The organism is Pseudomonas izuensis, assembly GCF_002356535.2.
GTDB classification, from domain to species: domain Bacteria; phylum Pseudomonadota; class Gammaproteobacteria; order Pseudomonadales; family Pseudomonadaceae; genus Aquipseudomonas; species Aquipseudomonas izuensis.
The window spans coordinates 4169041-4180584 of record NZ_AP017423.2 but is presented as its reverse complement, the minus strand read 5'-3'; the positions used below and the strand labels follow the sequence as shown (position 1 = coordinate 4180584).

The window sequence follows — 11544 nt, the reverse complement described above, 5'->3', positions numbered from 1 at the left end:
ACGCAGGAGGAGTATCCGCAATGATCGAGTCACCGAAAAACGCGCTGGTGGTCAGCGCTCACTCTGCCGACTTCGTCTGGCGCGCGGGCGGTGCTATCGCGCTGCACGCGCAGCAGGGCTACAACGTGCACATCGTCTGCCTGTCGTTCGGCGAGCGCGGCGAGTCGGCCAAGCTGTGGCGCAAGGGCGAGATGAGCGAAGAGACAGTCAAGGTCGCCCGCCGTGAAGAGGCCCAGGCGGCTGCCGACATACTGGGCGCCAGCGTCGAGTTCTTCGACATCGGCGACTACCCGATGCGCGCCGACAAGGACACGCTGTTTCGCCTCGCGGACGTGTTTCGTCGCGTCCAGCCCGGGTTCGTCCTCAGCCACTCGCTGAACGATCCCTACAACTACGATCACCCGCTGGCCATGAACCTGACGCAAGAGGCACGCATCATCGCCCAGGCCGAAGGCTACAAGCCGGGCGAGAAAATCATCGGCGCACCACCGGTCTACAGCTTCGAACCGCATCAGCCCGAGCAATGCCAATGGCGTCCCGACGTATTGCTGGACATCACCTCGGTCTGGGACAAGAAGTACGCGGCGATCCAGTGCATGGCCGGTCAGGAACACCTCTGGGAGTATTACACCCGCGTTGCCTTGCAACGCGGCGTGCAGGCCAAGCGCAACGTCGGGATCACCTCCAGTCGTGACATCGTTTATGGCGAAGGCTACCAAAGCATCTTCCCGCGTGTGACGGAGCATCTGGCATGAGCGAGCTGATTGGAAAAACCGGCATCGTGGTACGCAACATCGCGCGGGCCGAACGGGTGCTGGTCGATGAGCTGGCGCGCTACGGCGTCGCGACTGTTCACGAGTCGCAGGGACGAAAAGGCCTGCTGACGCCTTCGATCACACCGATCCAACGGGGCACCGCCATCAGCGGTTCAGCGGTCACCGTGCTGGTGGCCCCGGGCGATAACTGGATGTTCCATGTGGCGGTGGAGCAGTGCCGTCCCGGCGATATTCTGGTGGTTGCCCCCAGTTCACCCTGCACCGACGGTTACTTCGGCGACCTGCTCGCCACGTCGCTCAAGGCCCGCGGTGTACGGGCCCTGGTGATCGATGCCGGCGTGCGCGACACCCATACCCTGCGGGAGATGGGCTTCCCGGTCTGGTCCCGCGCCATCAGTGCCCAAGGCACGATCAAGGAGACCCTCGGTTCGGTCAACCTGCCGCTGGTGTGCGGCGGTCAATTGGTCAACCCCGGCGACGTGGTGGTCGCCGATGACGATGGTGTGGTCATCGTACGTCGCGGTGAAGTTGCAGAGGTTGTCGAAGCCAGTCGCGCCCGTGCCGACCTGGAAGAGCAGAAGGCGTTGCGCCTGGCTGAGGGTGAACTGGGGCTGGACATCTACAACATGCGCCAACGGCTCGCGGAAAAGGGCTTGCGCTATGTCGACAGTCTCGACGAACTCGGAGACTGAGCATGGGCCAGACACGTATTCCTTGCCTGCTGATGCGTGGCGGGACGTCGAAAGGCGCTTACTTCCTGGCCTGTGACTTGCCCGACGAGCAAATGCTTCGAGACCGCGTGCTGCTGGCGGTCATGGGGTCGCCGGATGCGCGGCAAATCGATGGTCTCGGTGGCGGTGACTCGCTGACCAGCAAAGTGGCGATCATCCAGCCCTCCGCCCGCGCCGACGCCGACGTGGACTACCTGTTCGCGCAGGTGCTGGTCGATGAACCGCGTGTCGATTACGGCCAGAACTGCGGCAACATCCTCGCCGGTGTCGGGCCGTTCGCCATTGAGCGTGGACTGGTGGCCGCGACGGGTGATGTCACCCCGGTGCGCATTTTCATGGAAAACACCGGGCAGATCGCGATTGCCCACGTTCCGACACCGGACGGCACCGTCAGCTATGGCGGGCAGGCACGGATCGACGGCGTGCCCGGCTGCGGTGCGCCGTTGGTCGTTGAGTTCGAGGACATCGCGGGTTCCAGTTGTGGGGCACTACTCCCCACCGGCAACGCTGTCGATGTGTTCGATGGTGTAGAGGTCACCTGCGTCGACAACGGCATGCCGGTCGTTCTGGTCCGCGCCGAAGACCTCGGGCTCAGTGGCTATGAACCCCCTGAGCAACTGGATGCCGACACCCCGTTGAAAGCCCGACTTGAATCGATCCGGTTGCAGGCCGGCCCGCGCATGAACCTGGGCGACGTGCGCCAGCGCAACGTGCCCAAGATGTGCCTGATTGCGCCGGCGCAAACAGGTGGCGCATTGAGCACCCGTACCTTCATTCCGCACCGATGCCATACCAGCATCGGCGTGTTCGGGGCGGTCAGTGTGGCCGTTGCCTGTTTGATCGAGGGCAGTGTGGCGGCGGATCTGGCGTGTGTGGTTGAGGGCAGTGTGGCGGCGTATCTGGCGTGTGTGGTTGAGGGCAGTGTGGCGGCGGATCTGGCGTGTGTGGTTGAGGGCGATAATAAGCAACTGTCGATCGAACACCCCACGGGAGAGTTCACCGTAGAGTTGCGCCTTGAAAACGGTCGCTTGACGAGCTGTGGCTTGCTGAGAACGGCCCGATTGTTATTGGACGGAGGCGTTTTTATTCCGCAAACGGTATGGAAAGGCAATTGGGGGGATGAACGTTTCGTGATCGTTGACTGAGGGAAAGGATCTGCCTATACAATCCGTTCTTTCAATTTTTGTTGCGGTCAGTCATGAGTGAAGAACGAGATATTCCCGAGCCCGAACACGACCATTTGCTCGATCATGAATTCCATGACGATGAATCATGGGGTGAAGAAGACGCTCAAGCCATTTTTGACGACGAAGAGGATGACGTTGATTTTCTTGACCAGATAGATGAAGAGGAGTGAATGGGCGGAAGGAGGAATCGGCGTGCTAGCCGATTCCTTCTCCTGGCGTCCATGCCGATAATCAGGCTTGCGCGGCGCTCATGCCGCCAGTGGCCATGGATTTTTTGCGCACCGCTTGATAGAGCAGGCTGGACACCATGAAGCCCACAATGGCCAGCAGGCTCATCAAGGTGAAGACATAGTTGTAACCCTGCTCACCGGGGAAGTGGTCGAGGATTGCGCCATAGATGACGTAGGCAAACATGCCCGGTGCATAGCCGATCAGGCAACCGATGCCGAAGGCCGAGCCGGTGATGTGTTGGGGAATGCCGACCTCGCCCATGGGCGCCCAGAACACGCCGCGCATGGAGAACACGATCAGGGCGAAGGACAGGGTGGCCGCCATCCCCGCATAGATGAAGCCGGGGCTTTTCGGAATCAGCATGATCACGCCCATCAACGGCAACAGCGCCAGGAATGCCCACTTCAGGTAGCGGCTGGTGCTCTTGAACTGCTTGTCGGCAATGAAGCCGCCGGCAGGCCCGCCGAGGATCTTCAGGAAATACTGGTTGATGATGCCGTAGGCGCCCACCAACGCCACGGGCAACCCGTACATTTCCTTGAGGTAGGGAATGAAATAGGTCAGGCCGCAGTAGACGATGTAGACCATGAACACGTTGAGGCTGACCAGCCAGATTCCCGGAACCTTGATCGCTTCCATCAGGTTTGCCAGGCCATTCTTCGGCTTGGCCACTGACTGCGCGTTGCCCCCCTTGAGCAGGAACCAGGTCAGGGTACCGGCCAGGATGTCGATGACCGAGTAGAACAGGATCGCCGATTTCAGGCCGGTTTCCCCCGAACCCATGGCGACGAACACGCCCAGGGCGGAAAAGGCCACCAGTGTATCCACCACGCCACGCCCGCCTTCGAGCAGGCCGAACAACCGGCCTTGCTCCTGATCGTCACCCAGATTGCGGATGGCTTTGAGCAGCGATGGCCAGAACAGGCAGTCGGCACAGACGGCCAACAGGCTGAACACGATCAGCAAACTGCTGAAGGGCGGGAAGGTCGCCAGGTACAACCCCAGGCTACCGGTCCCGATCAGGCCGAGGGGGATCAGTTTGCGCGTGTCGTAGCGATCGGCGAGCAGGCCGCCCACCACAAACAGTGCAGTCGCGATGATCGCGTTGGCACTCAGCAATACGCCGATTTCAGTGTGACTCAAGCCCATGAATTCCTGCATGGGTACATAGAAGGCGTCCTTGAGGTTCGCCAGCTTGTAGATGGTGCCGCCACCGAGGATGAGGATCAGGAATCTGAGCCATTTGGCCTTGTTTTGAGTTGTCATTATTGTTCTCCGGGCGTAATCGGGTCGTCAGGTTCAGGCGTTGGAAGGGCTGGCCAGGGTCAGTTCGGCCAAGGTGCGAAACTCGGCCAGCACGCTGCGGACATAGGCCACCTGGTTGTTCGCCCAGCGGTGTTCATCGGCCAGCATTCGTTCAAGCGAGTAGCCGTTCGGAAGCGGCGTTTCGCTCATCTCCCGGTAAGCAATGAAGGGATCGGCCGCTTCAAGGCTCTGGCGGAAGGCCGGGGCCACGTAGTGGTTTTCCTGCTCGAGAATGAACGCGATCACCTGTGGCGTTGCTTCGCCCAGCATCAACAGTTCGAACAACAGGCGGGCGCTGGGCAGATCGTCCTCGTCGCTGCCCTGCAATACGCCGTAATGGCCGAAGCCGTTGTGCTCGGGGACGATGCGCACGCCCTTGAGGTGAGTCTGGCGGATGTGCGGCGCCAGGTTGCGCAGGGCCTGCAGGGGCTGTTCGCAGGCATTGATCATGTTGCCGAAGTCGAACAGAGCATGCAGGCGAGGGTGGTCGAGCCGGCTCAGCAGTTGCGCGATTTCGCCGCTCTTGAGTTCTTCATGCTGCTCGAAGTCAAAGTACAGATCGTGCTCGTCGGCCTGTTGCGCGAGGTAGTGCAGGTCGGCCTCAATCACGTCCATGACCTGCGACAGCGTGCCCTCGTAACGGGAGTAAACACGGATGTTGCGCACCCCCAGGGCCTTGGCGATGGCGATCACCTGGTCGACATCCTTTTTCAGCGTGCTGCTGATTTCCAGGTGCACCTCCAGCCCCAGTGCTTTGGCCTTGATGGCAAACGCCTGGAGCTGCGCGGGTGACATTTGGCTCAGGCTGTTTTCTTCGCCGTCGAGCAAGTGCAGGCTCAGGCCTTGCAACTCGTGGCGATAGGCGAAGTCCAGCAGGTCGGCAGGGGTGACACGGCCGTGGGTGAGGTTGGTCAGTAGCGGGTAGGCGTGGGCAAACAGGCGCATTTGCCCGAGGCGCTCAAGCAACCGCCGGGCCAGTGCCTCCGTCAACACGGGAGCAGCACCGTGTTCGACCACCTTATGGCTCAGCAAGGCGTTGAATCGTTCCTGGATCTTATTGTTCATTAGCGTCGTTCCTGGTTCAGACACCGGGTCTACCGGCGCAGCCTTTATCGCGCCAGTCAGGAACTCTCGATAGATCCATTATCAGTTAATTGATAAGACCACTTGCCTCGCATCACGGGGGCGGCGGCAGATAACCCAATGTGCGCAAGCTCCGGGCCAGTGCTTCGACACGCTCCCGGGCCTGGCTTTCAGGCGTGCCGGCAAAGCCGATCAACAGGGCGGGCGGCAGCTCATGCTTGATGCGGTAGTCGCTCAAGGCGTAGGTGTGAATGTTGTGCCGGGCCAGTTGCCGGGCGAGGTCAGTGTCACTGAGTCCGGGGGGCAGCCAGGCGATCAGGTGCATGCCGGCATCTGTCGGAGTGATCCTGAAGAAGCTGCCAATCTGCTTTTCAAGTTGTTCGATCAATGCCTGCTGGCGCGCCTTGTACAGTGCACGCATGCGGCGGATGTGCCCCAGGAAGTGGCCTTCGCTCATGAAGTCCGCCGTTGTGGCCTGAAGCAGTGTGGGCGGGCTGCGATCCATGACCGCGCGCAAGGTGCAAAAGGGCTCGACCAGGGCTTGCGGCAGAATCACGTAACCCAGTCTCAGTGACGGAAAGAGCACTTTGCTGAACGTGCCCACGTAGATCACCCGGGCCATCTGGTCCATGGCATACAGTGCCGGGAGAAGTCGACCACTGTAGCGAAACTCACTGTCGCAATCGTCCTCGATGATCCAGCTCTGATGCTGCGCAGCCCAGTCGATGAGTGCCTGGCGCCGCGCATAACTTAAGGTGACACCCAACGGATGCTGGCGCGAAGGCGTACAAAACACCAGGCGCGCATCAGGGCACTCGGTCAGGCCTTGCTGGACATCGATCCCCTGTTCATCAATACGTAACGGAACCACCCGGGCGCCCTGAGCTTGCAATGCAATGCGCGCGGCGATGTGTCCCGGGTCCTCCATCCAGACACTGTCCTGCGGATTGAGCAGCAGCATGCCCAGCAGGTTGAATGCTTGCTGCGCGCCGGAAACGATCACCACTTGCCCGGCACTGCAGTCGATACCCCGCGCATCGAAAACGTATTCGGCAATCGCTGTGCGAAACGCCTGCAAGCCTTGCAGCTCGCCATACCCCAGAATCGCCTTGGTTGGCTTGAGCAAATGACGGTTCATCAAGCGCCGCCAGACCGCCTGCGGAAATCCGTCATAGGTACTGTGGCTAGGCAGGAAGGAGGTCGGCGTCGCGGGATCCCAATCGGCATAGGACACCCCGCGAAAATGATCGCTGCGCAGCGACAGCATGGACTGGCTCAGGTCGGACAGGCGCGGTGGCTGGCGCTGTTGCTCGTCCTCGACACCCCGGCTTTCCCACTCCGTGCCGACATACGTGCCTGCACCCGTGCGCGAGGCCAGGAAACCTTCGGCAATCAACTGATCGAAAGCATTGAGAATGGTGATCCGCGACAACCCCAACTCATTGCTTAGGGTCCGGGTCGAGGGCAAGCGCACGCCCCCCTGGATTCTGCCGTTGAGTATCTGCTTGCGAATCTGCAGATACAGCTGGCGGTACAGGGGGAGGGCACTGGCACGGTCCAGCTCGATAGCCGACAGCAGCAAACCTGCGGGGGATTTCATGACATGCTCGTCTGCGTGAAATGGAATTTGACCTGGAAGCCGTCAGGCGACGGGGAGGTCAGGGTAGCGAGCGATACCCGATAAGTCATCCGCCGGGCGTTGATATCCGGCGCACTCCGGTGGCTGGATATTCCAAAAAGGGCGCGAACCACTGACCACTCACGCGGGGAAATGGGCGATCCAGTGCCTGGCAATGTCTTCGCGCCGGCAGATCCACACCGCGTCGTGGCCTTGCACGTAATCGAGGAAGCGCGCCAGCGCCATCGCACGGCCAGGATGGCCGCTGATCCGCCCATGCAGACCGACGCTCATCATCTTCGGGTGTTGCGCGCCCTCCTGCCACAGCAGGTCGAACGCATCCTTGAGCAGCTGGAAAAAGTCTTCACCGCAGGCGAAACCGTTCGGCAGCAGATAGCGGAAGTCGTTGTTGACCAGTGTGTAAGGGATCACCAGGTGGGCGGGCGAGCCTGGGAGCCAATAGGGCAGATCGTCGTTGTAGGCGTCCGAGCTGTAGAGAAACCCACCTTCCTCACGCAACAGGCGGCGGGTGTTCTGGCTGACCCTTCCTGTGTACCAACCTACGGGGCGTTTACCGCAGATCTGCTCGATCACGTCGAGGGTGAGGCGGATATGGCGCCGCTCCTGGTCTTCAGGCACGTCGCGATAGTCCAGCCAACGGTAGCCATGCCCGGCAATCTCATGCCCGGCCGCGCAGAGCGCATGGCCAATCGCCGGGGTGAGCTCCAGTGCCCGGCCGACGGCGAAGGCGGTCAGCGGCAAGCCTCGGGCGCTGAACAGCTGCAGAATGCGCCACACCCCTGCGCGCGATCCGTATTCGTACATGCCCTCGACGCTCAAGTCCGGCTCCCCCACACGCGGGGGGCGGCCCGGCAGCTCGTGCAGCCAGGCCTCCGACTGTGCATCGCCATTGTGGATGCATGATTCCGCGCCTTCTTCGATGTTGAGTACGAACTGGATCGCGACGCGCGCCTCACCGGGCCATTGCGGGTGGGGTGGGCAGCCGCCGTATCCGATGAGGTCGCGAGTGGACATCAGCCCAGCTCGAAAGTCGTGACGCCGAACACACGTTCGTGCGCGATCGCCGGAGGAGGGCCGAGGTACATGCGTGCGCAGCCGAACACCTCGATCATGCCCTGTTGGCGCACGAGCGCCATCGCGGCGGGGTTATTTTCCGGGGCATCGAGAAACAACGGTCCACCCTCTGCAAATTCCGCCAGGCGCGCGTAGAGGGCATTGGCTGCCAGGGCGTCATCGGCGAACAAGGGGCCGATCTTGTAGCCTTCCCGGCAGCGCCTTGCTACGCCATAGCCGCTGAGCCTGCCCTCGCGCCGGCAACCCACGGCGAGTGCATCGGCCTGGGCTATCCACCCGCTCAGGAAGGTTTCGCGTGCGGCGGGGAAGCAGGTGCGGTCGTAATCGACAACTTGATCGAACGGGAAGGTGGCCAACGGGACGATGTCCTGGTCGTCTACCGGAGAGGTCGCCGGGCGTTCGGTGATCTCGGCACGAAAACGCAGGTTGCGATGGGAGAAGACGAAACCACCCTTGGCGTAGTAGTCCTGCATCGCGAAGACACCGTCCATGCCGATGCTCGCACCTGGGCGCAGGCGGGCGAGGAGTCGCTCGCGGCGTGCGTGCCAGAGGGTATTGCCCAGGCCTTGACCGCGAAATTCAGGCCGGACGATGAAAAACCCCATGAAACCGAATTCGCCGTTGTAGGAGGTGATGGCACCGCCGCCGATCAATTCGCCGCCCCGGGTGGCCGCGATGAAGGCGGCAGGGTCCGCAGCCCAGAACAGCTCGGCATCGTGTAAACCGGGATTCCACCCTTCACGGGCAGCCCAATCGACGAGCTCGTCCAGCTCGGGACGGGTCATGTTGCGTATGACCAGCTGATTCGACACCGCGAAGTTCTCCTCAGTCGCTGATCGAGTGTGGGGGCCATCCCCACTCTGAACCCTTTCGGTATAGCTTCAACCCGGGTATTGATCCAGGCCGTCACGTCACTTGCAGAATGTGGTTGTTCGCCAGTGCTTTAGTCGTGTCGTGCTTGCCAGTCATTGGCGACCCAGTTGACGAAGGCTTCTGCGACCGGTGATGGATGCATCACCCGGGATTGGGCCAGAACCACTCGCTGAGGTGATACGTCTTCGATGACGGGGAGGCATGTCAGGGGCGTGCCGTCATAACAATGATCGCCGACAGGCCGGGTGCAAGACAGCGCCACGCCGTACCCGTGAGCCACCAGACCTCGCTGCATTTCGAAGGTCTGGGTGTACTGCTGGGTGCGCGGCCGAAGGTCATGGGCCCAGAACAGCGACAGGAAATACTCGCGAGTCTGGGCGATGTCCTCAAGAATCAGGCACTCCTGGGCAAGCTCATGGAGCGAAACGGCATCGTGCGTGGCCAATCGATGATCCTTCGATAACAACGCATAGGGTGTCAGTTCCGCCAGCACTTGCCGGGGAAGGAGAGGGTCCAGCCCCAGGTCGTATGTGAGTGCCAGCTCCGCCTTACCTGCGGTGATGCTCCTGTGAACGCCCGCCAGATCCGTTTCGAACAGCGTGACCTCAATTTCAGGATGCGCCTTTCTGAACCCTGACAGCAGACGCGGGGCATAGTACGGCCCCAAATCCTGAAAGCAGATCAGCGACAGGTTTCCGCGCAGCACTTGAGGCTGGGAATCAGCTTGAACGCTCATTTTCGCGGCCATGCTCAGGATGTCTCTCGCCTGACTGAGCAAGCGCGTGCCAGCGGGCGTCAATTCGAGTCCTCGACTGACCTGGCGCCGGAACAATCGGTCATTCACGGCACCCTCCAGTTGCGAGATGGCGATGGAAACGGATGGCTGCGAGACATGCCGCGCCCTGGCGGCCGCACTGATGCTCCCATGCTCGGCCACTGCCACGAAGTACTCGAGTTGTCTGAACGAGAAGCCTATCAATTTTTTTTATACTCCAGAATAGGATATATATTCTTTTCCTATTGAAGGCGAAAAGCAATACTGCGATCACGTTACAGCAGGGCGGTTATCGATCGGAAGGATTCAGGACTGCTTGCAAAACGGAGGCGAATTTGAAGTTGAGCCGATTTATCGAATCAACCACAAGTTTGCAGCACGGTACTTAGTTGAACTTTGTGATGTTTTTACAACGGGCATGGATGCGCTGACGGCGAAGGCACTGATGATGCGTTCGAGACAGAGCGCTCATTAGATTGACCGACAATGAAAATAATAATTACAAGAGAGGTAGACATGGCCATTTTTACCCACGTTAGTGTCGGCACTAATGATTTGAATAAAGCCCGTGACTTCTATGATGAAGTCTTGAGCAAGTTGAATCTCAAGCGCATTGCCGACCTTGATGATAACGGTTCGATCTGGGGTGAAGCTGCACCTTCCTTTTTCGTCCTCAAACCTGCCAATGGTGCGCCTGCCAGTGTAGGGAACGGTGTGACCGTGAGTTTCGAAGCTCCGAATCGCGCTTCGATCGATGCATTCCACAAGGCCGCCCTGGCCGCTGGCGGTGTCTGTGAAGGCGCGCCAGGTCCTCGCGGTTGGGCGCCACATGCCTACGCCGCTTACGCTCGTGATCTGGACGGCAACAAGCTGGCCGCTTACTGCTTCAGGCCCGTCTGAGCCCTCAAAGTGCAGTAGGGTCGAGTGACCGTTCGCTCGGCCTGCATGAGTGCGATGTCGGCAGGTAACTGAGTTCTGTCGACGGTCGCGCTGTCACAAGCGCGAGAGATGACTATGGAACTTATTTCCAGCAACAAAACCTTTGGTGGCCATTTAAACAAGTACAGGCATGCGTCTAGCGTTGTGGCGTGCGAGATGACCTTTTCCGTATTTCTCCCTGCGCAGGCTGACGTTGGTGTTCGGCTCCCTGTCCTGTATTGGCTGGCAGGGCTGACGGGCAATGAAGATACCTTCGTTCAAAAAGCGGGTGCGCTTCGTGTCGCAGCGGACTTGGGCCTGATCATTGTCGCCCCTGATACCAGCCCTCGCGGCAGCGAAGTTCCTGACTCGGCTCCCGAGGAGTGGGCGTGGGGGCAAAGCGCCGGTTTCTACGTCAACGCAACCGAAAAACCCTGGTCAGATCATTACAACATGTACGACTACGTTGTGAATGAGCTTCCCGGGCTGATCGACCGCCATTTCCCGACGTCGGGTCGGTGTGGCATTTCCGGTCACTCAATGGGCGGTCACGGAGCATTGGTCTGTGCATTGAGAAACCCGCAGAAGTATCTCTCGATATCGGCGTTTGAACCGATCTGTAATCCCGCCAGGACTCCCTGGGGGATCCAGGCCTTTTCGGGCTACCTGGGTGCCGATCGACAATCCTGGCTGTCTTGGGACGCTTCTGAGTTATTAGCGAGTTGCCAGTCGAATTTATCGATCCTCGTTGAATTTGGCGGCGCCGACGAATACCTCGATGAAGAACTTAAACCCTGTACGTTACTGGGGGCGATAAGCAACAGTCGTTGCGAACTCGAGATCAGGGTGCGTCAGGGTTATGACCATAGTCATTACTTCATTGCTTCTTTTATAGAAGACCATCTTCGTTATCACTACAAGAAACTCGTGAGTTCAACACTATAAGTAGGTG

12 protein-coding genes are annotated in these 11544 nt (G+C 60.0%); 6 read left to right on the top strand and 6 right to left on the bottom strand.

From position 1 onward, the window contains the following. Positions 1-20 precede the first annotated feature (20 nt). Genes galB through LAB08_RS18250 form a run of 4 tightly spaced genes read left to right on the top strand, consistent with a single transcriptional unit; the run spans position 21 to position 2864 of the window. Complete coding sequence (galB, locus tag LAB08_RS18265) at positions 21-755, top strand: 4-oxalmesaconate hydratase (protein WP_096510379.1); 735 nt, start codon at positions 21-23, stop codon at positions 753-755. Then, on the top strand, positions 752-1468 hold the full coding sequence (locus tag LAB08_RS18260) for a 4-carboxy-4-hydroxy-2-oxoadipate aldolase/oxaloacetate decarboxylase (protein WP_096510380.1): 717 nt from the start codon (positions 752-754) through the stop codon (positions 1466-1468). The genes galB and LAB08_RS18260 overlap by 4 nt, the downstream gene beginning before the upstream one ends. Before the next feature lie 2 nt (positions 1469-1470). Then, complete coding sequence (locus LAB08_RS18255; RefSeq protein ID WP_096510381.1) at positions 1471-2652, top strand: 4-oxalomesaconate tautomerase; 1182 nt, start codon at positions 1471-1473, stop codon at positions 2650-2652. A gap of 53 nt (positions 2653-2705) precedes the next feature. Next, positions 2706-2864 (top strand): hypothetical protein, encoded by a 159-nt coding sequence (locus LAB08_RS18250; protein ID WP_172901588.1) that lies wholly within the window; start codon positions 2706-2708, stop codon positions 2862-2864. 61 nt (positions 2865-2925) lie between these two features. On the opposite strand, the gene LAB08_RS18245 is transcribed toward LAB08_RS18250, so the two are convergent. The 6 genes from LAB08_RS18245 to LAB08_RS18220 all read right to left on the bottom strand — a co-directional run bounded on the left by LAB08_RS18245 (position 2926) and on the right by LAB08_RS18220 (position 9878). Further along, complete coding sequence (locus tag LAB08_RS18245; RefSeq protein WP_096510382.1) at positions 2926-4191, bottom strand: MFS transporter; 1266 nt, start codon at positions 4189-4191, stop codon at positions 2926-2928. Positions 4192-4224: 33 nt separating this feature from the next. Further along, positions 4225-5295 (bottom strand): sugar phosphate isomerase/epimerase family protein, encoded by a 1071-nt coding sequence (locus tag LAB08_RS18240; RefSeq protein WP_096510383.1) that lies wholly within the window; start codon positions 5293-5295, stop codon positions 4225-4227. 112 nt (positions 5296-5407) lie between these two features. Beyond that, a complete protein-coding gene (gene pdxR / locus LAB08_RS18235) occupies positions 5408-6913 on the bottom strand; it encodes a MocR-like pyridoxine biosynthesis transcription factor PdxR (RefSeq protein ID WP_096510384.1) in 1506 nt (501 codons plus the stop codon). 159 nt (positions 6914-7072) lie between these two features. Beyond that, positions 7073-7966: a polysaccharide deacetylase family protein gene (locus LAB08_RS18230; RefSeq protein ID WP_096510385.1), complete on the bottom strand. Its 894-nt coding sequence runs from the start codon at positions 7964-7966 to the stop codon at positions 7073-7075. Then, positions 7966-8838, bottom strand: coding sequence for a GNAT family N-acetyltransferase (locus LAB08_RS18225; RefSeq protein ID WP_096510386.1), 873 nt, complete (start codon positions 8836-8838; stop codon positions 7966-7968). The genes LAB08_RS18230 and LAB08_RS18225 overlap by 1 nt, the downstream gene beginning before the upstream one ends. A 131-nt stretch (positions 8839-8969) precedes the next feature. Then, positions 8970-9878 carry a LysR family transcriptional regulator gene (locus LAB08_RS18220; protein WP_096510387.1) on the bottom strand — a complete coding sequence of 303 codons (909 nt, stop codon included), beginning with the start codon at positions 9876-9878 and terminating at the stop codon, positions 8970-8972. Positions 9879-10190: 312 nt separating this feature from the next. Between LAB08_RS18220 and LAB08_RS18215 the strand changes: the two genes are divergently transcribed. After that, the gene (locus tag LAB08_RS18215; protein WP_096510388.1) at positions 10191-10574 is read left to right on the top strand and encodes a VOC family protein; all 384 of its coding nucleotides are present in this window, start codon (positions 10191-10193) and stop codon (positions 10572-10574) included. A gap of 108 nt (positions 10575-10682) precedes the next feature. Continuing rightward, entirely contained in the window at positions 10683-11537 is an 855-nt protein-coding gene (gene fghA / locus LAB08_RS18210) for an S-formylglutathione hydrolase (protein ID WP_096510389.1), read from the top strand. Positions 11538-11544: the final 7 nt, after the last annotated feature.